Genomic DNA, 20,288 nt, shown 5'->3' on the forward strand with positions numbered 1-20,288 from the left:
CGCGGCCGCGGGGGAGTGCGGTGTCCCGCGGACAGGAGAGAATGGCTCGGTCGGGGTGGCGCGGCTGAAAATCCGTGCACCACGCACCGAAGACCTCCGTCGAGGTTGTCAGGTTTGTCGTGAAGGGGCGGTAGAGGGTGAGCGCGTCGGGCACGGCCGCGGCCGGACAGGTCGAGCAGATGCTGCGCCAGGTGACGCCCGGGCGTTACGACGCCTACGAGGCGCTGCTGCGCGTACTCGCGACCCCGTCCTCGGGCCAGGTCTGGATGCTGCTGTGGCACGGCCAGGCCGGCTCGCCCGACGCCCAGTACGGAAACATGCAGGTGAACGGCTACGGCTACGCGCCTTGTGTCACCTCCGCCCAGGAACTCTCGGCCAGCGGCTGGAACCGCTCGTACGAGGTGGTCGACGCCCTCGACGTGGCCCGTACCCTCTACTCGGACCACTACGGCCTGTGGCTGAACCCGCATGCGCCGGGCGGCGGCGTCGGCATCCCCTGGCTGGATCTGCGCCGTATAGCGACCGGCCTGGAGCGCCAGCCCGCCGGCCCGCTCCGGCTCGCGGAGCCGGTCATCGAGATCCCGCAGTTCTACGCCGTCCTCACGCAGAACGCGCACCGCACGCCCGCGGTGCGCTCGCTGCGCCGCGCCTGGGTGCAGCCCGCCCTCGGCGCCCCCTATCTGGCCATCGGCCTGGACGTCTACGACACCTCGCCGCCCGCCGTCGACTCGGTGCGCGCGATGATGCAGCAGTCCGTCGTGGCGGTCCCGGAGGGGCTGCCCGTGTCCACCGTCGCGATGTCCGACGAGTACGACCCGGTCGCGATGTGGCTCCGCGCCCGCGCCCGTCCGTTCTACGACCGCGAGGCCCACGCCGCCCCGGCCCAGGCCCAGGCGGCCGGGGGGTACGGCTATCCGCCGGTGCGCGGGGCGTACTGACCATGGACCGCGCGGGGTGACCCGTCCCGGGCTGGCGGGCCTTGGTCAAGCAGTGCCGGAAGGCCGTCTTCGCGCGTAGATCCGGGTGGATGATCCAAGTCTCGTGTGATGTGCCCCGGTTGGTGCATGTCCGCACCCCGTTACCCCGCGTCCGGATAACGGAACCCTCCTAGCCGTATCACGTTTGCGCATCCATTCACCGTCAAGTCTGGCAACTGATCGCCGTCGCGTTGAAGACTCCGGCTTCAAGGGGTTCCGCCCCTGATGTACGACGGACTGATCATGCCGCCACAGCGGCAAGTGCGGGCCGGTCACCGCCGGTTGAGAGGGGTCCCTGCCAGATGACGGCACCATTGCACGAGCCGACCGCGGAAGCGGCACCGAGTGCTGCCGAGGAAGCGGCCGTAGCCAGTGCTGACGCGAAGGCTGTACAGGGACGTTCCCTGGGCCGGATCGCCTGGGAGCGCCTCAAGCGGGACAAGCTCGCCCTGACGGGTGGCGTCGTCGTGCTCGTCCTCATCGTGATCGCGTTGCTCGCCCCGGTGATCTCGAACCTCGTCGGGCAGGACCCGGACGTCTACCACCAGGACCTGGTCGACCCGCTGTTCAGTACCCCCAAGGGCTCGCTGGGCGGCATCAGTGGCGACCACCTGCTCGGTGTCGAACCGGTCAACGGCCGCGACATCTTCGCCCGCATCCTCTATGGCGCCCAGATCTCGCTGCTCGTCGGCTTCCTGTCGGCCCTGGTGGCCGTCGTGCTCGGCACGGTCCTCGGCATTCTGGCCGGCTTCTTCGGCGGCTGGGTGGACTCGGTCATCAGCCGCGTCATGGACGGTCTGCTCGCCTTCCCGCAGCTGCTGTTCATCATCGCCCTGGTCTCGGTCATGCCGAACGAGATGCTGGGCCTGGGCGGCTCGTCGGTGCGCATCTTCGTGATGATCCTGGTCATCGGCTTCTTCGGTTGGCCGTACATCGGACGTGTCGTGCGCGGTCAGACGCTGTCGCTGCGTGAGCGCGAGTACGTCGAGGCGGCCCGCTCGCTCGGCGCCGGGCGGTTCTACATCCTCTTCAAGGAGCTGCTGCCCAACCTCGTCGCGCCGATCATCGTGTACACGACGATGATGATCCCGACGAACATCCTGACCGAGGCGGCACTCAGCTTCCTGGGCGTGGGGGTCAAGCCGCCCACCGCCTCCTGGGGGCAGATGCTCTCGAACGCGATCGACTACTACGACACGGACCCCATGTACATGGTGATCCCGGGCGTGGCGATCTTCATCACGGTTCTTGCCTTCAACCTGTTCGGCGACGGCGTGCGGGACGCGCTCGACCCGAAGGGTTCCCGCTGAGGCCGAAGTGCCTTACCCAAAGCGTCCCGTGAGCTCTCCCACGGGGTCTCTCATCTAATCCGGAGGATCCGAGATCGTGACTACCCAACGCACCTCAGGGCGGCGCAAGCAGGCCCTTGCCGCTGCCGCAGTGGTCGCCGGGCTGCTGACCACGGCGGCGTGCGGCGGTGGCAACGGTGACAGCGGCTCGAAGAACGGCGCGGCCGGCTTCAACGCGGCGGTCAACAAGGTCGCCCAAGCCGACCAGGTCAAAAAGGGCGGCACTCTGAAGTTCGTGAGCACGCAGGACGCCGACTCGTGGGACACCACGCGCGGTTACTACGGCTTCATGTGGGACTTCTCCCGCTACTACAGCCGTCAGCTGATCACCTACAAGACCGCGCCGGGTGCCGAGGGTGCCCAGCTCACCCCGGACCTCGCCACCGACATGGGCCAGGTCACGGACGGCGGCAAGACCTACACGTTCCACCTGCGCGACGGCGTCACCTGGGAGGACGGCAAGCCGATCACCTCGCAGGACATCAAGTACGGCATCGAGCGTTCCTGGGCGCAGGACGTCCTCTCCGGCGGTCCGCCCTACCTCCAGGCGATGCTGGACCCGAACAACACCTACAAGGGGCCCTACAAGGACTCCTCGAAGGACCACCTGGGCCTGAAGGCGGTCGAGACGCCGGACGCCAAGACCATCGTCTTCCACCTCCCGAAGGCCAACTCGGACTTCCTGCAGGTGCTCGCCATGGTCGTGTCCTCCCCGGTCCGCCAGGACAAGGACACCAAGTCCAAGTACGGCCTGCACCCGTTCTCCTCGGGTCCGTACAAGTTCCAGTCCTACGCCCCGGGCAAGAGCCTGGTCCTGGTCCGCAACACCGACTGGAAGGCCTCCTCGGACCCGGTCCGCAAGGCCTACCCGGACAAGATCACGCTGGACATCTCGACCAACCAGGCCGACTCCGACCAGCGTCTGATCAACGGCGACTACGACATCGACGCGAGCCAGACCGGCCTGGGCCCGCAGGGCCGCCAGATCGCCCTGAAGGAGCACAAGGCCAACCTGGACAACCCGGTCTCCGGCTTCATCCGCTACGCGACCTTCCCGACGAGCGTCAAGCCGTTCGACAACGTCCACTGCCGCAAGGCCGTGATCTACGCGGCCGACCACGTGTCGCTGCAGACCGCGCGTGGTGGCCCCATCGCCGGTGGTGACATCGGCACCAACATGCTCCCGCCGTCGGTCGCCGGCGGCGAGGGCCAGAAGTACGACCCGTATCAGATCGCCGGTGCCAACAAGAACGGCAACGTGAACCTGGCCAAGCAGGAGCTGAAGGCCTGCGGTCAGCCGAACGGCTTCTCCACCACGATCGCCGTCCGCAACAACAAGTCGCAGGAAGTGGCCACCGCCGAGTCCCTGCAGGCCGCGCTGAAGAAGGTCGGCATCAACGCCGACATCTACCAGTACGACGGCTCGCAGATCGCCGGCATCATCGGCAGCCCTTCGAACGTCGCGAAGAAGAAGCTCGGCATCGTCATCATGGGCTGGGGTCCGGACTTCCCGACCGTCCAGGGCTATGGCTACCCGCTGTGGGACAGCAAGGCCATCCTGCAGAGCGGTAACAACAACTACGCCCTGATCAAGGACAAGACGATCGACGGCCTGTTCGACCAGTACAGCACCACGCTGGACGAGTCGAAGAAGACCCAGATCTCCACCGAGATCAACCACAAGATCATGGAGGGCGCGTACTACCTGCCCTTCACCTTCGAGCGGCTGCTCAACATCCGCTCCTCGCGTCTGGCCAACGTGTACACGACGAACGCGTACAGCGGTTACTACGACTTCGTCAACCTCGGCCTGAAGTCCACGAAGTAAACCCCGGCACACCCGCCGTACGGCACGAAAGGCAGGTGAAGGCCGGCGCGGCGTGATCGCGGGCCACCGGAAGACCTCCGGTGGCCCGCGGTCCGCGGCGGGCCGTAAGCTGTGCTCGCTTACCTGATCAGGCGGCTGTTCGCCGCCGCAGTGATGCTCGTGGTCATCATCCTGGTGGTCTTCAGCATCTTCTTCCTCGTCCCCAAGTGGGCGGGCGTGGACATCGCCACGAGCTTCGTGGGCAAGCAGGCCGACCCGCACGCCGTCGAGGCGGTGCGCGAGAAGCTCGGTCTGAGCGACCCGATCTACTCGCAGGTCTGGCACTTCTTCAAGGGCATCTTCGTGGGCCGCACCTACGCGGCCGGCGGCGATGTCACCCACTGCGCCGCGCCGTGCTTCGGCTACTCCTTCCGCAGCGAGCAGGCCGTCTGGCCGGTGCTCACCGACCGCTTCCCGGTGACCCTGGGCCTGGCGCTCGGTGCCGCCGTGCTGTGGCTGGTCCTCGGTGTCGCGGCGGGTGTCCTCTCCGCCCTCAAGCGGGGCAGCCTGTGGGACCGCGGTGCGATGGTCGTCGCGCTCAGCGGTGTGTCCCTCCCCATCTACTTCACCGGCCTGCTGTCGCTGGCGATCTTCAGCTACGGACTGAACTGGATCAACGGCCAGTACGTGCCCCTCAGCCAGAGCGTCGGCGGCTGGTTCGGCGGCATGATCCTGCCCTGGATCACCCTCGCCTTCCTCTATGCGGCGATGTACGCCCGGATCACCCGCGCCACCATGCTGGAGATCCTCGGTGAGGACTACATCCGTACGGCCCGCGCCAAGGGCCTCAAGGAGCAGGTCGTCATCGGCAAGCACGCCATGCGCTCGACGATGACCCCGATCCTGACCATGCTCGGCATGGACCTCGGCGCCCTGATCGGCGGCGCGATCCTGACCGAGACCACGTTCAGCATCCCGGGCCTCGGCCAGGCCGTGCTGACCGCCATCAAGAACCAGGACCTGCCCATCATCCTGGGCGTCACCCTGATCACTTCCCTCGCGGTGCTCATCGCCAACCTCGTGGTGGACGTCCTGTACGCCGTGATCGACCCCCGAGTGAGGCTGTCATGACCGAACTCAGCAAGACGGGAGCGGCCGTGAGCGAGCCCACGAGCGCCTCGCCCGCGCCCGCCTCCTTCCTGGAAGTACGCGACCTGAAGGTGCACTTCCCGACCGACGACGGCCTGGTCAAGTCCGTCGACGGACTCAGCTTCCAGCTGGAGAAGGGCAAGACCCTCGGCATCGTGGGCGAGTCGGGCTCGGGCAAGTCGGTGACCTCGCTCGGCATCATGGGCCTGCACACCGCCGGCCAGTACGGCAAGCGCAAGGCGCGGATCTCCGGCGAGATCTGGCTGGACGGCACCGAGCTGCTGTCTGCCGACCCGGACCACGTACGCAAGCTGCGCGGCCGTCAGATGTCGATGATCTTCCAGGACCCGCTGTCCGCGCTGCACCCGTACTACACGATCGGCCAGCAGATCGTGGAGGCGTACCGCATCCACCACGACGTCGACAAGAAGACCGCCCGCAAGCGGGCGATCGAGATGCTCGACCGTGTGGGGATCCCCCAGCCGGACAAGCGGGTGGACAACTACCCGCACGAGTTCTCCGGCGGTATGCGCCAGCGCGCGATGATCGCGATGTCGCTGGTCAACAACCCCGAACTGCTCATCGCGGACGAGCCGACGACCGCCCTGGACGTGACCGTCCAGGCGCAGATCCTCGACCTGATCCGGGACCTGCAGAAGGAGTTCGGCTCCGCGGTCATCATCATCACCCACGACCTGGGCGTCGTCGCCGAACTCGCCGACGACATCCTGGTGATGTACGGCGGCCGTTGCGTCGAGCGCGGGCCGGCCGAGAAGGTGTTCTACGAGCCCCGCCACCCCTACACCTGGGGCCTGCTCGGCTCGATGCCGCGCCTGGACCGCGAGCAGCAGGAGCGCCTGATCCCGGTCAAGGGCTCCCCGCCCTCGCTGATCAACATCCCGTCCGGGTGCGCCTTCAACCCGCGCTGCCCGTACGCGGACATCCCGAAGGACAACGTCACCCGCACGGTCCGCCCCGAGCTGACCGAGGTCGGCAGCAAGCACTGGGCCGCCTGCCACATGTCGCAGGAGCAGCGGGAGCGGATCTGGACCGAAGAGATTGCGCCGAAGCTGTGAGCGAGAACGCAGAGGACAAGGCAGTGAGCATCCCTGCCCAGAGCGACGGCGCCGAGGACAAGGCCTCCGGCACGGCCACCCTCGACAAGGACGCCGCTCCCGGCGAGGTCCTGCTGAAGGTGACCGGGCTGCAGAAGCACTTCCCCATCAAGAAGGGCCTGCTCCAGCGGCAGGTCGGGGCGGTGCGCGCGGTCGACGGCCTCGACTTCGAGGTGCGGGCCGGTGAGACCCTGGGCGTCGTGGGCGAGTCGGGCTGCGGCAAGTCGACGATGGGCCGACTGATCACCCGGCTGCTCGAACCTACCGCCGGCCAGGTGGAGTTCGAGGGCAAGGACATCACGCACCTCGGGGTGAGCGGGATGCGTCCGCTGCGCCGCGATGTGCAGATGATCTTCCAGGACCCGTACTCGTCGCTGAACCCGCGCCACACCATCGGCACGATCGTCGGCGCTCCCTTCCGGCTGCAGGGCGTCGAGCCCGAGGGCGGCATCAAGAAGGAAGTGCAGCGGCTGCTGTCGGTGGTCGGTCTCAACCCCGAGCACTACAACCGCTATCCGCACGAGTTCTCCGGCGGTCAGCGCCAGCGCATCGGCATCGCCCGGGCGCTGGCCCTGAAGCCGAAGCTGGTCGTCGCGGACGAGCCGGTCTCCGCGCTGGACGTGTCGGTTCAGGCACAGGTCGTGAACCTCATGGACGACCTCCAGCAGGAGCTGGGCCTGACGTACGTGATCATCGCGCACGACCTCTCGGTCGTCCGGCATGTGTCGGACCGGATCGCGGTGATGTACCTGGGCAAGATCGTCGAGCTGGCCGACCGGGACTCGCTGTACAAGGCGCCGATGCACCCGTACACCAAGGCGCTGATGTCGGCGGTGCCGATCCCGGACCCGAGGCGCAAGGACGCGAAGAGCGAGCGCATCCTGCTCAAGGGCGACGTCCCCTCGCCGATCTCTCCGCCGAGCGGCTGCCGCTTCCACACGCGGTGCTGGAAGGCGACGGAGATCTGCCGCACCACCGAGCCGCTGCTCCTGGAGCTGAAGCCCGGTCAGCGTGTGGCGTGCCACCACCCGGAGAACTTCGAGGACCAGGCCCCGCAGGACACCGTGCTGCTGTCCGACGCCAAGGAGGCGGCGGAGCTGGTGCCGGACGCGGTTCTCGAGGAGTCGGCGGAGACGTCGGCGGCGGTGGCCGCGGAGGTTCAGGCGGAGGCTGCTTCCGGGGAGCCGGCGGAGGAGGCCGCGGAGGCCGAGACCGCGCAGACCGCGGAGGCTGCTTCCGAGGAGCCGGCGGCGGCAGAGACCGCCGAGGCTGAGGAGGCCGCTGCCGAGGAGCCGGCCGAGGCTTCCACCGAGGAGCCCGCGGAGGCTGCCCCGGAGGAGTCGGCGGAAGCGGCTTCCGAGGAGCCGGCGGAGGCTACGGCGGAGAAGACCGCTGCCGACGAGCCGGCCGAGGCTGCTTCCGAGGAGCCTGCGGAGGCCGAGACCGCGCAGACCGCGGAGGCTGCTTCCGAGGAGCCCGCGGAGGCCGAGTCCGCGGCCCCCGAGGAGTCGGCCGAGCCCGCCTCCGATGAGCCCGCGGAAGCCGCCTCCGACGAGACCCCGGTGTCGTCGGAGTCCGCGAAGCGGCCGAAGGCCGACGGCGGGAAGTAGCGAGCGGACAGCCGCTGCCGCACCCACGGGTATGCCCCGGTGACCGAGGGACGGTCACCGGGGCATACCCGTTTCGTCAGGGGCAACGCGAGGGATGGCACATGACGGATCGGTAAAGTCATGTACATGCCCGAACGAGAGAGCGCAGAGTCTGGCGTGTCCGTCTGATCGACAGCACGCTCGAAGGGATGACTCATGGCACTCTCCCGTTCGGCACGCTTGGGAGCCCTCGCCGTCTCGGCGGCCTCCTTCCTCGTCATCGCGGCCTCCTCCGCCCCCTCGCCCGGGGCCCCCGGAATCGGCGACTCCTACTTCCCGGAGCTCGGCAACGGCGGCTTCGACGCCCGCCACTACGCCCTCGACGTGGCGTACGACCCGGGCAGCGGCCGTCTCGACGGCCGTACGACGCTCACGGCCCGGGCCACGCAGAACCTCACCTCCTTCGATCTGGACCTTCAGAAGCTTCAGGTCACGCGGATCGAGGTGAACGGCAGACGGGCCGCGTTCACGCGCGAGGGCGACGAGATCCGGATCACCCCGCGCGGCGTCCTTCCCCGGGGCAGGGACTTCTCGGTCACCGTCACCTACGGTGGGGTCCCTGAGCCGCTCGGCGGCCCCATCGTCTTCGGCTCCCGGTACGGCTGGATGAAGACGGCCGACGGCGTCTTCGTCGCCTGCGAGCCCAACGCCGCCTCCACCTGGTTCCCCTCCAGCGACCACCCCTCCGACAAGGCCACCTACGACATCCGCGTCAAGGCGCCGAAGGGCCTGACCGCCGTGTCGAACGGCCGGCTGGTGTCGACGTACGACAAGGGCGACAAGACGATCACCCACTGGCGGGAGTCGCGGCCGATGGCCACCTACCTGGCGACGGCCACCATCGGCAGGTTCGATGTGCGCACCGGCAGGATGCCCTCGGGAATCCCGATCTACGTCGCCATCGACCCCACCCTCGCGAACGGCAACTCCGTCGACGTGTACGCCGTCACCGCCGAGGCGACCGACTACTGGTCGAAGGTCTTCGGCCCGTACCCCTTCGAGGAGACCGGCGCCATCGTCGACGACATGCCCGAGGCCGGCTTCTCGCTGGAGGTCCAGTCCAAGCCCGCGTACTCGGCCGTCCGCTCCGAGTCGACGATCGTGCACGAGCTGGCCCACCAGTGGTTCGGCGACTCGGTGTCCGTGGAACGCTGGAAGGACATCTGGCTCAACGAGGGCTTCGCGACCTACGCCCAGTGGCTGTGGGCGGAGCACAAGGGCACCCGCTCCGCGCACGACTCGTTCCTCGCGGCGTACAACGCCCGCCCGGCCGACAACCCGTTCTGGCAGACCGAAGTGGCCGACCCGCAGCGCGACACCATGTTCGCCTCCGCGGTCTACCAGCGCGGTGCGATGGCCCTCCAGGCGCTCCGCGAACGCATCGGCGACACCGCGTTCTTCAGGCTCCTGCCCGCCTGGACGAGGCTCCACCGCTACGGCAACGCGAACACCGCGGACTTCGTCCGGCTCGCGGAGAGGATCTCCGGGCAGCCGCTGGACGACCTGTTCCAGAAGTGGATCTACAGCACGGAACGCCCGGCCTTGTAACCTCGACCCTCCGGAGACCTGGCCTTGCTTTGCAAGGTGCATTCACCTGAATGGGTGAGAATGTAAAGGTGCTCCAGCAATTGTTCAGCCCCTCCGTCCAGCACACGCTGGATCTCGTCGGCATCTTCGTCTTCGCGATCTCCGGTGCGCTGCTGGCCGTCCGCAAGAACTTCGACGTGTTCGGCATCGCCGTGCTCGCCGAGGTCACGGCGCTGGGCGGAGGGCTGTTCCGGGATGTGATCATCGGCTCCGTGCCGCCGGCCGCGTTCACGGACCTGGGCTACTTCCTGACCCCGCTGCTCGCCGCCCTCCTGGTCTTCTTCCTCCACCCGCAGGTGGAGCGGATCCAGGCGGCGGTCAACGTCTTCGACGCGGCCGGCCTCGGCCTCTTCTGCGTCGCGGGGACGACCAAGGCCTACGACTACGGGCTGGGCCTCACCGCGAGCGCGGCCCTCGGGCTCGCCACGGCGGTGGGCGGCGGCGTCCTGCGCGACGTCCTCGCCAACGAGGTGCCCTCACTGCTGCGCTGGGACCGCGACCTCTACGCGGTTCCGGCGATCGTCGGCTCCGCCATGGTCGTGCTCTGCATCCGCTACCACGCGCTGACCCCGCTGACGACCGGGCTCGCGGTCGTCACCGCTTTCGTACTACGCCTTTTGGCGATGCGGTTCCACTGGCGAGCGCCGCGCGCCTGGAATCGCCGGTCAACGGTTGCCGAGGAGTAGTCGCGGCGGCGTCCTTCCCGCTCATCTGCTGGGTGAGCCAGGTGAACACATACGGGATCTGTGGCCGCCACAGGGCCATGCTGTGTCCGCCCGCACTGCGCGGGATCAGCACCGCGCGTACCACGGTCGGGGGCTTGGCGATCTGCTCCAGCGCGGCGGCCGCCTGGTAGCCGTCACCGAGCTGACCGGAGAGGTAGAGGGAGATGCGCGGCGGGGTGTGCCGGCCCTTCAGCAGGAAGTAGGGGTTGTTCGCCCGGCGCAGCGAGGCGCTGCGCGCGGCGAGCGACTTGCGCTCGCCGATCGGGTCGTTGTAGCCGGACAGGCTGATCGCGGCCCGGTAGCGGTCGGGGTGTGCGGTCACGAGTTTCGCGGCGCAGTGTGCGCCGGCCGAGTAGCCGGCCGCCGCCCAGCCGTTCGGCGCTGACTCGGCGCGGAAGTTGTCCATCACCATCTTCGGCACGTCGATGCTGAGCCAGGTGTCGGCGTTCACCACGCCGGGGATGTTCGCGCAGCCCGTGTCGACCTTGGCGATGAGGTTCGTGCGCGGCGCCACCAGGATGAAGGGCGCCACCTGCCCGGTGCGCATCAGCGGCAGCAGCTGCTCGTGCGCCTTGAGGGAGCCGAACCACGCCTTCGCCGAGCCCGGGTAGCCGGAGAGCAGTTCCACTACGGGGAACTTCTTGTTCTTGTAGGCGGGGTCGTCGTACTGCGGCGGCAGCCAGACGTAGACCTCGGCGTCGACGCCCGACACCTGGCCCTTGAGCTGGGTGACGCGCACGCCTCCGGCCGCGCGCATACCCGGCCCGTCGGCCGGGGTGAACGTCTGGTGGATCTTGGGCAGGGCCTTGATCTGGATGCCGCCGGTGCCGTCCTTGCCCAGGTCGGCGGCCTGGCGCACATGGTTGCCCGTGCCGAGCAGGTCGGACCAGTTGTCGTAGAGACTGTTCGCGTTGTTCACCAGGACGAAGACCAGCGTGACCGCGGTGACCTGCGCGAACAGCAGCATCATCACTCTGGCGGCGTGGCGCAGGAGCACCGGGCCGCGGATCCGGGACCACAGGACCAGAGGCAGGACGAGGGCGACCGCCACAAGGACGATCGACGTGAGGAGGAACGGCGTCCCGGTCAGACTCATCGGCGTGGTGGTCTTCCTGTGAACGGGCGGATCTGGCTGTACGTCTTCTCAGAGGGGAGCGGGGGGCGCTCGGTCACGGACGAGTGCGGACACTTACCGAGAAATTGCCAAAACCTCACCTGAGAATGGCTGGATCCGTACGGGTGTTCCCGAGGGTGTCACGCGTTCGACACAGGGCAAAGCTACCGCTTAGTAGTTTGCTGTTGTACCGTTTCGGCATGCCAGAAGCAGCTACCGCGCAGGCCGTGACGGCCACGATCGGCGACAGCGAGTTCGACCGCGACACCGCGGTCACCCTCCGGGAACCCGGCGTCTACGACATCGACCTCTCCGCCGGCTGGACCATCATCAGCGCCGTGAACGGCGGCTATCTGCTGGCCGTCCTCGGCCGCGCCCTCGCGGACGCCCTGCCGCACGCGGACCCGTTCACGATCTCCGCCCACTACCTCACCGCCTCCCAGCCGGGACCCGCGGTGATCCGCACCGACGTGGTGCGCACCGGCCGTACCCTCTCGACCGGCCAGGCGTCCCTGTTCCAGTACGACGACGAGGGCCGCGAGATCGAGCGCATCCGCGTCCTCGCCTCGTACGGCGATCTGGACTCCCTGCCCGACGATGTGCGGACGACCGCGCAGCCGCCCCTCTTCCCGCCCATGGACCGGTGCTTCGGCCCCGAGGACGGCCCGGCGCCCGTCTCCGGCAGCTCGGCGATCACCGAGCGGCTGATGCTCAAGCTGGACCCGGCCACCCTGGGCTGGGCCCTTGGGGCGCCCTCCGGGAAGGGCGAGATGCGTGCGTGGTTCGGGCTCGCCGACGGCCGCGACGCGGACCCGCTGTCGCTGCTCCTCGCGGTGGACGCGTTGCCGCCCACCGCCTTCGAGATGGGGATCTCGGGCTGGGTGCCCACCGTCGAGCTGACCGTGCATGTGCGGTGCCGTCCGGCGCCGGGACCGCTGCGGGTGTCGATCACCACGCGCAATCTCGCCGGCGGCTTCCTCGAGGAGGACGCCGAGGTCTGGGACAGCCGGGACCGCCTGGTCGCGCAGTCCCGTCAGCTGGCGCGGGTCAGGCTGGGCTGAGCGCACCCACGGAAGCGGGACCGCACCCTGGTGCGGGATGCGGTCCCGGACGTTCCGCGGCCTGGTCGCGCGCGGTCAGCGGGCCTCGGTCGGCCGGCGGCCGAGCCAGGCCGCCAGCCGACCGTAGGCGTCGGCCCCCTCGGGAGCCGGACGGGCCGAGTCGAAGGGAACGTCGTCGCCGCGCTCGGGCTCCGGCAGAACGGCATGGGCGACGGCGAGCGCGAACTCGGCCACCTCCGGATCGAGTTCGAGCGGCCGGCCGAGAGCCTCCCACAGATCCCAGGTGTGCGTGGCCGTCTCCATCACATACCCCGACAGCGCGTTGCGCCCCGGCGTCTCGCCCCACGGCACCCGCACCGCCGCCTCCAGCCGGGCGTCGTCCGCCCAGGCGCGCCGGACCTCGCTGCGGGCCGCGTCGTACGCGGCGGCCCAGCCGTCGTCCGCGACGCCGTCCACGAACGGGCGCACGGCCAGCCCGTCGCCTCCCGCGCCGACCACGGCGATCCGGCGCGTGCCGCCGACGATGTGCGACAGCAGCGTCCGCACATCGAACCCGGTACACGGCGTGGCACCGGAGAGCTGCTCCGGTCGTACGGTCGCCACCAGCGCGGCGGCCTGCTCGGCCGCGCGGGCGTACACGGGACGGGGATCGATGTTCATAACGGTCCTCTCGGTGAGTCGGTGCCCCGAGGTTCCCCCTCAAACCTGACAGTTGCCGTCAACATTTGTGGAGAGCCCCGCGCCGCCGCGATGCTGGGACGGTGAAGTCGGACCGCCTGCTGTCGATCCTGCTGCTGCTCCAGACCCGCGGACGCGTTCGGGCCCGCGAACTCGCCGAGCGGCTCGAGGTGTCGGTGCGCACCATCTACCGCGACGTCGAGGCCCTGTCGGCCTCCGGAGTGCCCGTCTACGCCGAGCGGGGACGGCACGGTGGCATCGAACTGCTCGCCGGATTCCGTACGGACGTCACGGGGCTGACCGCCGACGAGTCCCGCGCCCTGTTCGTCCTGGCCGCGCAGGGCGCGCACGCCGCGCTCGGTCTGGACGCGGCCCTCGGCTCCGCGCTGCGCAAGGTGATGGCGGCTCTGCCCGTACCGCACCGGCCCGCCGCCGAGGCCACCAGCCGCCGCATCCTCGTCGACGCGACGCGCTGGAAGGGCGGTCCGCAGGCCGCCGTCGACCTGGACACCCTGCACGACGCGGTGTTCAGCGACCGCCGGCTGCGGCTGTGCTACCGGCACAGCGGGGACACCGAGCCGCACATGTACACCGTCGACCCCTATGGGCTGGTCTCGAAGGCGGGCGTCTGGTACCTGGTCGCCGACCGGCGCGGCCGGCCGCGGCTCTTCCGCGCGGACCGGGTGCGTGCGGCGACCCTGCTGACGGATCCCGTCCGGCGGCGCCCCGGGGTCGAACTCGCCGACGCCTGGGAGGTCCTGCGGCGGGAGGTGGAGGAGCGGCCGGGCGGTGTGGAGGTGACCGTCCGGGTGCGCCGCGAACACGCCGACATGTTCCGTCGCCTGGCCGCCGCCGCGCTGGTGGCACCGCCGGAGGAGGACGGCGACGGCGCCTGGGTCACCGCCCGGCTGTCGTATCGCGTCCTGCGCGAGGTGCGCGCGCTCCTGGTCTTCGCCGACCGGCTCGAGGTGCTGACGCCGCCGCAGGCGCGCGAGGAACTGGCGCGGGCGGCGGCCTCCGTCATGGAGCTGTACCGGCGGCGCGCCGCGGGGGCGGGCCGCTAGGACTTCCAGTGATGGCGGCCGATGCTGATCAGCCGCAGCCGCTGGGTCGCCATCCTGGCCACCCGGTCCCGCTCATCGGGCGGGCCCTCCATCGCCTCCAGGAACTGGCAGGCCGTCGCCAGCATCTGGTCGACATACAGGCCGGCGAGCATCAGCAGATCCTCCTCGCTCCAGCCCGCGGACTCGGGGTGCCCGGCCAGCGCGACCTGCACCTCCCGGGCGAATCGGGCCAGTTGACGCCGGATCTCCTCCCGCACTGGCTGGACACCGCCGTGCCGCTCGCGCGCGATGAACCGTACGTGTGCGGGGTACGCGTCGACATGGCGGGCGATCAGGTCGACGGCGCGCGCGATGCGCTCCTCGCTGTCGCCGGCCGCGGCGACCGTGGAGTCGATCATCGGGTGGAGGCTGCCGAGGGCCGCCTCGACCAGTTCCACGCCGAGGTCCGCCGTCGACCGGAAGTGCCGGTAGAAGGCGGTGGGGGCGACGCCCACCGCACGGGTGACCTCGCGCAGGCCGAGACTGCTCAGGCTCTGCTCCTCCAGCAGCCCGAGCGCCGCGTCCAGGAGGGCCTGCCGGGTCTTCTGCTTCTGGGCCTGCCGGATCCCGAGGGTGTGACTCATGCCATGCAGTTAACAACTGTTCTCTGGAATTGCAAAGCCATCGGACACGTTAGACTGGGTAGTCAGTGAACGAGTGTAACTACAAGCGTTCACCGAAATGTCACGAGAGGCCTCTCGGAGGGGGATCTCACTCATGCTGTTCCTCGTCGCCGCACTTCTGCTGCTGGGGACCGTCCTCGGCACCGTCGCCCATGCCCCGCTGCCCGTCACCCTCGTGGCCGCGGCCGGTATCGCCGTCTGGCTCCTGATCTTCGCGGTCCGTGAGCGGCACGGACGCCGCCGGCGCCCATCGGCCCACTGATCGCCGTACGCCATCCGACCGTCGGGAGATGACCGCATCATGAACCTCACCGCGACACGCAACGAGAGCACCACCACTCCGGCCGGCGGGAGCACCACGACTCCGGCGCGCCGGAACACCACGGCTCCGGAACCCCGCACCGGCACGCGGGACGCCGAGGGCATGGCCGTGGCGTCCTTCATCCTGGGCCTCCTCGGCCTGCTGGTCCTCAATGTCTTCCTGGGCCCGCTCGCCATCGTCCTCGCCGCCGTCGCCCTGTGGCGCGGCACGCAGCGCCGGGGCCGCGCCTATCTCGGCCTCGGTCTCGGCATCGCGGACCTGGTGGTCCTGGTGAGCGTGATGCAGATGGACCACACGGTGTCCTGGAGCTTCTGAGGGGGCGGTACGGCGCGGCGGCCGGAAGGCCCGGCGCCCGCCGCCCGGGAACGGGGCGCGCCCCGCCCGCAAAACCACCGGCCATAGAATTGGCCCACCATGGCTTACCTCGACCACGCCGCGACCACCCCGATGCTCCCCGAGGCGGCAGAGGCACTGACCGCCCAGCTCGCCCTCACCGGCAACGCCTCCTCGCTGCACGCATCCGGCCGCCGCGCCCGGCGCACCGTCGAAGAGGCCCGCGAGACCCTCGCGGAGGCCCTCGGCGCCCGCCCCAGCGAGGTCGTCTTCACCTCCGGCGGCACCGAGGCCGACAACCTCGCCGTGAAGGGCCTGTACTGGGCCCGGCGCGACGCCGACCCGGCCCGCACCCGGGTGCTGGCCAGCCCCGTCGAACACCACGCGGTCCTCGACGCGGTCCGCTGGCTCGGCGAACACGAGGGCGCCACGGTCGAGTACCTGCCCGCCGACTCCTACGGCCGCGTCCGCCCCGAGGTCCTGCGCGAGGCCATAGCGCGCAACCCCGGCGATGTCGCCCTGGTCACGGTCATGTGGGCCAACAACGAGATCGGCACGATCATGCCGGTCCGTGAACTCGCCGACGTGGCAGCCGAGTTCGGTGTCCCGCTGCACTCAGACGCGGTCCAGGCCTTCGGTCAGGTTCCGGTCGACTTCGAGGCGTCCGGCCTCGCCGCCATGACGGTCTCCGGCCACAAGATCGGCGGCCCGTACGGGATCGGCGCGCTGGTCCTGGGCCGCGAGTACAGCCCCGTGCCCGTGCTGCACGGCGGCGGCCAGGAGCGCCATGTGCGCTCCGGCACCCTCGATGTGCCGGCCGTCGCCTCCTTCGCGGTCGCCGGACGGCTCGCCGCCGAGCAGCGCGAGTGGTTCGCCCGGGAGATCGGCGCGCTGCGGGACTCCCTGATCACCGCGGTCCGTACGGCGGTTCCGGACGCCCTTCTCGGTGGGGACCCGGTGAACCGGCTCCCGGCCAACGCCCACTTCAGCTTCCCCGGCTGCGAGGGCGACTCCCTGCTCCTGCTGCTGGACGCGCAGGGCATCGAGTGCTCCACGGGCTCGGCCTGCACCGCCGGGGTGGCCCAGCCGAGCCATGTCCTCCTCGCCACCGGTGCCGGCCCCGACCTCGCCCGCGGCACGCTCCGCTTCTCCCTCGGCCACACCTCCACGGAGGCGGACGTGGAGGCGGTCGCGAAGGCGATCGGCCCCGCGGTGGAGCGGGCGCGCAGCGCGGGGCTGACCTGAGCCGGCCCGAGCCGCCCTCCGGCCCCGCGCGCACGGCGGCGGATACTCGCGAGCCGGGGGCACCGGACGCCCCGTACTCTTGAAGGGCTATGACTGACACCCCGCAGCGCCCCCTCCGCGTCCTCGCCGCGATGTCCGGCGGAGTCGACTCCGCCGTCGCCGCCGCCCGCGCCGCCGAAGCGGGCCACGACGTGACCGGCGTCCATCTCGCGCTGTCCGCGAACCCGCAGTCCTTCCGCACGGGCGCGCGCGGCTGTTGCACCATCGAGGACTCGCGCGACGCGCGCCGCGCCGCGGACGTCATCGGCATCCCGTTCTACGTCTGGGACCTCGCCGAACGGTTCCGTGAGGACGTGGTCGAGGACTTCATCGCCGAGTACGAGGCAGGGCGCACCCCCAACCCGTGCCTGCGCTGCAACGAGAAGATCAAGTTCGCGGCGCTGCTCGACAAGGCCCTCGCGCTCGGCTTCGACGCCGTCTGCACCGGCCACTACGCCAAGGTCGTCACCCTCGACGACGGCACGCGCGAGCTGCACCGCGCCTCCGACATGGCCAAGGACCAGTCGTACGTCCTCGGCGTGCTCGACGGGAAGCAGCTGGCCCACGCGATGTTCCCGCTCGGCGACACGGTCACCACCAAGGACGAGATCCGGGCGGAGGCCGAGCGCCGTGGCCTCGCGGTCGCCAAGAAGCCCGACTCGCACGACATCTGCTTCATCGCGGACGGCGACACCCAGGGCTTCCTGGCCGAGCGGCTCGGCAAGGCCGAGGGTGACATCGTCGACGAGTCCGGCAGCAGGATCGGCAGCCACGAGGGCGCCTACGGTTTCACGATCGGCCAGCGCAAGGGCCTCAGGATCGGCACCCCGGCGCCCGACGGCAAGCCGCGCTACGTCCTCGACATCTCGCCGGTCACCAACACCGTGACGGTGGGCCCGGCGTCCTCCCTGGACGTCGACGCGCTGACCGCCGTCAAGCCCCGCTGGTGCGGCACCGCCCCGGCCGGCCCCGGCACCTACACGGCCCAGCTCCGCGCCCACGGCGGCGAGACGGAGGTGACGGCGGAACTGGTCGACGGCGAACTGCGGGTGCGCTTCACCGAGCCGGTCCGCGGGGTGGCCCCCGGCCAGGCGATCGTCCTGTACGACGGCACGCGTGTCGTCGGCTCGGCGACGATCGCGACCACGGTGCGGGCGACGGCTGCCGCCCTCTGACTCGGCCAAACTCACCAATCCTGCCGTCAGCATGCGCTGACGCCCTCTGGCCACACCCCGCCGCTCGTCATAAGCTGACTCGTACGGGTTACCCGTGCAAAAAGGCGTGAAGCAACAGATCAATCGGACGCTCTCCCACCGGAAAGGAAGCCATTAGCTGTGCTGCTCAGCTTTCGCGTGGCCAACCACCGGTCGATCAGAGACGAGATGGAGCTGTCGCTGGCGGCGTCGGAGTTGGACGGCCGTTTCGCCCGGGACACCGGCGTCCGCTCACGCGGCAAGGAGCTGAAGACCCTGCCCGTGGTCGGGATCTTCGGCGCCAACGCCTCCGGCAAGTCGAACGTGCTCCTGGCGATGCACTTCATGCGCAGGGCCGTCCGCGAGTCCTTCGCCGAATGGGGCAAGGATCCCGGCGTGCCCCGTGAGCCCTTCACACTGGATCCCCGTGCACGCCAGGACACCAGCCTGTTCGAGGTTGATCTGCTGCTGCCGACGGGAGGCGAGCGGATCCGTTACACCTACGGCTTCGAACTGTCGGACGAGCGTGTGGAAGCCGAGTGGCTGCACGCCTATCCCAGTGGGCGCCGCCAGGTGTGGTTCGACCGAGAGGCGGACCGACCTGCTGAGGACGGCGGCGAGATCAGGTTTCCGAGCCGCGGGCTGCGCGGGGCCAAAGAGGCCTATGTGAGCCTCACCCGGCCGGACTCCCTCTTCCTGACGGTGGCCGCCGCCATGAACCACCCGCAGCTGTCGGCGATCCACCGCTGGTTCCAGGACAACCTGTGGCTCGTCGCCGGCGGTGAGGACGTGGAGGAACGGACCCACTGGACCAGGGAACTGATCGGCGGAGCGGACTCCGATCTCAGGGATCGCTTCGCCACCTGGCTACGGGCAGCGGACCTCGGTATCGCTGACCTCACGGTCGACCCTGAGACCGGCGACCCGGTGTTTCTTCACCAGGCCGCCGACGGAGGAAGCAAGCCCCTCGACTTCTGGACCGAGGAGTCGCTCGGCACACACGCCTGGTTCGCCTTCCTGGGCCCCTTGCTGCATGTCCTGGACAGGGGCGGCACACTCCTGGTCGACGAACTGGACTCCAGTCTTCACCCGCTCTTGGCCGCCGAGGTCATCCGTATCCTCCAGGACCCCGAGGTCAATCCGCGCTCGGCCCAGCTCGTCTTCACCACACACGACGCGACTCTGCTCGGCCCCACGGTCGCCGAGCGGCCCCTGGACCGCGACCAGGTGTGGATCACACTCAAGAATCGCACCGGGGAGACCGAGCTGTACCCGCTCACGGCCGCCCGCAAGGTCCGCAACGACGAGAACCTCGTCCGCCGCTACCTGCAGGGAAGCTACGGGGGCGTGCCCCGTCTGACCAGCGGAGAGGTCGCCCGGCAGCTCGCCCTGCTCGAAGAGGGGCTGAAGGCCACGGCGTGAGCAGTAGACGACAGCGGCAGGCGGGCGGAGCGGTCCGTCGCTCCCCGGCCTCCTATCGGGACCTCTCTCAGCGTGTGGTGTACGTGGCCACGGAGGGGGCCAGGACAGAGCAGGACTACGTCAAGCTCCTCAACGACGTCTACGCCAGGGACAACGGCTTCTTCCTGCGGTTCTGCCCGCATCCCGACCGCAACGGCCTGCGACCGAAGGAGGTCGTCGAGACGGTCGTCGAGGCGGCGCGCGGAACCGGCGCCGAGATGTGGGCGCTCTTCGATCGCGACTCAGGCGACAAGACCGCGCAAGAGATCCGGGATGCGATGCGGCTCGCCGCCCGGCACGGAGTGCAGGTGGCCCTCTCCCACCCGTCCTTCGAGCTGTGGCTCCTGCTCCACTTCCAGCAGCACACCAGCCCCGAGAACGGCCGAAACGCCGTCGTCATCGACAAGCTGCGCCGACACCCCGACGCCGACGGGTACGCCGACTACGACACCCAGTCGGGCGACCGGGGCAAGAGCCTCGGGGGCCGACGCGGCCAAGCCCTGCTCCGCCGGGAGGGCACCGCGATCCGAAACGCGCGTGCACTGGTCCGGCAGTGCCCGCACCCGCACGGCGGCTGCTCGGCCCGCGGCCTCACGGTGGTACCCATCCCCGAGCCGAATGAGCCGTACGACGCATGGACCAGACGTACGGGGCACGCACTCGGCTGCGATCCGGCCGAGCGCGATCCTTCGTCCGATGTGTGGCGCCTGCTGGTCAGCCTCGGCATCGGAGCGGACGAAAGCCGGTAATGGAAGGGC

19 protein-coding genes are annotated in these 20,288 nt (G+C 69.7%); 16 read left to right on the plus strand and 3 right to left on the minus strand.

Going from position 1 to position 20,288, the window contains the following annotated elements; translation table 11 throughout:
• Window positions 1–137 precede the first annotated feature (137 nt).
• From ACIP94_RS28260 to ACIP94_RS28295, 8 genes are all read left to right on the plus strand, one after another.
• Window positions 138–938 (plus strand): enhanced serine sensitivity protein SseB C-terminal domain-containing protein, encoded by an 801-nt coding sequence (locus ACIP94_RS28260; RefSeq protein ID WP_402431536.1) that lies wholly within the window; start codon window positions 138–140, stop codon window positions 936–938.
• Between the two features lie 341 nt (window positions 939–1,279).
• On the plus strand, window positions 1,280–2,287 hold the full coding sequence (locus ACIP94_RS28265) for an ABC transporter permease (protein WP_402431539.1): 1,008 nt from the start codon (window positions 1,280–1,282) through the stop codon (window positions 2,285–2,287).
• A 76-nt stretch (window positions 2,288–2,363) separates the two neighbouring features.
• A complete protein-coding gene (locus tag ACIP94_RS28270) occupies window positions 2,364–4,154 on the plus strand; it encodes an ABC transporter substrate-binding protein (protein ID WP_402431542.1) in 1,791 nt (596 codons plus the stop codon).
• A gap of 111 nt (window positions 4,155–4,265) precedes the next feature.
• The gene (locus ACIP94_RS28275; protein WP_402431545.1) at window positions 4,266–5,264 is read left to right on the plus strand and encodes an ABC transporter permease; all 999 of its coding nucleotides are present in this window, start codon (window positions 4,266–4,268) and stop codon (window positions 5,262–5,264) included.
• Window positions 5,261–6,358 carry an ABC transporter ATP-binding protein gene (locus tag ACIP94_RS28280; RefSeq protein WP_402431548.1) on the plus strand — a complete coding sequence of 366 codons (1,098 nt, stop codon included), beginning with the start codon at window positions 5,261–5,263 and terminating at the stop codon, window positions 6,356–6,358. The genes ACIP94_RS28275 and ACIP94_RS28280 overlap by 4 nt, the downstream gene beginning before the upstream one ends.
• Before the next feature lie 23 nt (window positions 6,359–6,381).
• Complete coding sequence (locus tag ACIP94_RS28285) at window positions 6,382–8,007, plus strand: ABC transporter ATP-binding protein (RefSeq protein ID WP_402431754.1); 1,626 nt, start codon at window positions 6,382–6,384, stop codon at window positions 8,005–8,007.
• Window positions 8,008–8,202: 195 nt separating this feature from the next.
• Window positions 8,203–9,594, plus strand: a complete 1,392-nt coding sequence (locus tag ACIP94_RS28290) for a M1 family metallopeptidase (RefSeq protein WP_402431550.1) — start codon at window positions 8,203–8,205, stop codon at window positions 9,592–9,594.
• 68 nt (window positions 9,595–9,662) lie between these two features.
• Complete coding sequence (locus ACIP94_RS28295) at window positions 9,663–10,319, plus strand: trimeric intracellular cation channel family protein (RefSeq protein WP_402431757.1); 657 nt, start codon at window positions 9,663–9,665, stop codon at window positions 10,317–10,319.
• On the opposite strand, the gene ACIP94_RS28300 is transcribed toward ACIP94_RS28295, so the two are convergent.
• Complete coding sequence (locus tag ACIP94_RS28300; protein ID WP_402431553.1) at window positions 10,228–11,454, minus strand: alpha/beta hydrolase; 1,227 nt, start codon at window positions 11,452–11,454, stop codon at window positions 10,228–10,230. The two genes, ACIP94_RS28295 and ACIP94_RS28300, sit on opposite strands and share 92 nt — an antisense overlap.
• 218 nt (window positions 11,455–11,672) lie before the next feature.
• Between ACIP94_RS28300 and ACIP94_RS28305 the strand changes: the two genes are divergently transcribed.
• A complete protein-coding gene (locus tag ACIP94_RS28305; protein ID WP_402431556.1) occupies window positions 11,673–12,533 on the plus strand; it encodes a thioesterase family protein in 861 nt (286 codons plus the stop codon).
• Between the two features lie 75 nt (window positions 12,534–12,608).
• Here the strand turns inward: ACIP94_RS28305 and ACIP94_RS28310 are convergent, their stop codons facing one another.
• A complete protein-coding gene (locus ACIP94_RS28310) occupies window positions 12,609–13,193 on the minus strand; it encodes a TIGR03086 family metal-binding protein (RefSeq protein WP_402431559.1) in 585 nt (194 codons plus the stop codon).
• A gap of 101 nt (window positions 13,194–13,294) precedes the next feature.
• On the opposite strand from ACIP94_RS28310, the gene ACIP94_RS28315 reads away from it, so the two are divergent.
• Entirely contained in the window at window positions 13,295–14,275 is a 981-nt protein-coding gene (locus tag ACIP94_RS28315; protein WP_402431562.1) for a helix-turn-helix transcriptional regulator, read from the plus strand.
• Here ACIP94_RS28315 and ACIP94_RS28320 read toward each other — a convergent pair.
• Window positions 14,272–14,898 carry a TetR family transcriptional regulator gene (locus ACIP94_RS28320; protein WP_402431565.1) on the minus strand — a complete coding sequence of 209 codons (627 nt, stop codon included), beginning with the start codon at window positions 14,896–14,898 and terminating at the stop codon, window positions 14,272–14,274. The genes ACIP94_RS28315 and ACIP94_RS28320 overlap by 4 nt on opposite strands.
• Window positions 14,899–15,031: 133 nt before the next feature.
• Here ACIP94_RS28320 and ACIP94_RS28325 point away from each other — a divergent pair, with 133 nt between their 5' ends.
• From ACIP94_RS28325 to ACIP94_RS28350, 6 genes are all read left to right on the plus strand, one after another.
• Complete coding sequence (locus ACIP94_RS28325; RefSeq protein ID WP_402431568.1) at window positions 15,032–15,199, plus strand: hypothetical protein; 168 nt, start codon at window positions 15,032–15,034, stop codon at window positions 15,197–15,199.
• A gap of 162 nt (window positions 15,200–15,361) precedes the next feature.
• Window positions 15,362–15,574 (plus strand): DUF4190 domain-containing protein, encoded by a 213-nt coding sequence (locus ACIP94_RS28330; protein ID WP_402431760.1) that lies wholly within the window; start codon window positions 15,362–15,364, stop codon window positions 15,572–15,574.
• A 99-nt stretch (window positions 15,575–15,673) separates the two neighbouring features.
• Entirely contained in the window at window positions 15,674–16,837 is a 1,164-nt protein-coding gene (locus tag ACIP94_RS28335) for a cysteine desulfurase family protein (RefSeq protein WP_402431571.1), read from the plus strand.
• 89 nt (window positions 16,838–16,926) lie between these two features.
• On the plus strand, window positions 16,927–18,051 hold the full coding sequence (gene mnmA / locus ACIP94_RS28340) for a tRNA 2-thiouridine(34) synthase MnmA (protein ID WP_402431574.1): 1,125 nt from the start codon (window positions 16,927–16,929) through the stop codon (window positions 18,049–18,051).
• A 159-nt stretch (window positions 18,052–18,210) separates the two neighbouring features.
• Window positions 18,211–19,491: an ATP/GTP-binding protein gene (locus ACIP94_RS28345; RefSeq protein WP_402431577.1), complete on the plus strand. Its 1,281-nt coding sequence runs from the start codon at window positions 18,211–18,213 to the stop codon at window positions 19,489–19,491.
• Window positions 19,488–20,279 carry an RloB family protein gene (locus tag ACIP94_RS28350; protein ID WP_402431580.1) on the plus strand — a complete coding sequence of 264 codons (792 nt, stop codon included), beginning with the start codon at window positions 19,488–19,490 and terminating at the stop codon, window positions 20,277–20,279. Before ACIP94_RS28345 ends, ACIP94_RS28350 begins: the two co-directional genes overlap by 4 nt.
• Window positions 20,280–20,288 lie beyond the last annotated feature (9 nt).

The organism is Streptomyces sp. NPDC093261 (genome assembly GCF_044753645.1).
GTDB lineage: Bacteria > Actinomycetota > Actinomycetes > Streptomycetales > Streptomycetaceae > Streptomyces.

Coding starts and splice junctions, on each gene's coding strand:
- ACIP94_RS28265 (WP_402431539.1), top strand. CDS start 1,280: ATGACGGCACCATTGCACGAGCCGACCGCGGAAGCGGCACCGAGTGCT.
- ACIP94_RS28280 (WP_402431548.1), top strand. CDS start 5,261: ATGACCGAACTCAGCAAGACGGGAGCGGCCGTGAGCGAGCCCACGAGC.
- ACIP94_RS28290 (WP_402431550.1), top strand. CDS start 8,203: ATGGCACTCTCCCGTTCGGCACGCTTGGGAGCCCTCGCCGTCTCGGCG.
- ACIP94_RS28300 (WP_402431553.1), bottom strand. CDS start 11,454: ATGAGTCTGACCGGGACGCCGTTCCTCCTCACGTCGATCGTCCTTGTG.
- ACIP94_RS28305 (WP_402431556.1), top strand. CDS start 11,673: ATGCCAGAAGCAGCTACCGCGCAGGCCGTGACGGCCACGATCGGCGAC.
- ACIP94_RS28310 (WP_402431559.1), bottom strand. CDS start 13,193: ATGAACATCGATCCCCGTCCCGTGTACGCCCGCGCGGCCGAGCAGGCC.
- ACIP94_RS28320 (WP_402431565.1), bottom strand. CDS start 14,898: ATGAGTCACACCCTCGGGATCCGGCAGGCCCAGAAGCAGAAGACCCGG.
- ACIP94_RS28325 (WP_402431568.1), top strand. CDS start 15,032: ATGCTGTTCCTCGTCGCCGCACTTCTGCTGCTGGGGACCGTCCTCGGC.
- ACIP94_RS28330 (WP_402431760.1), top strand. CDS start 15,362: ATGGCCGTGGCGTCCTTCATCCTGGGCCTCCTCGGCCTGCTGGTCCTC.
- ACIP94_RS28335 (WP_402431571.1), top strand. CDS start 15,674: ATGGCTTACCTCGACCACGCCGCGACCACCCCGATGCTCCCCGAGGCG.
- mnmA (WP_402431574.1), top strand. CDS start 16,927: ATGACTGACACCCCGCAGCGCCCCCTCCGCGTCCTCGCCGCGATGTCC.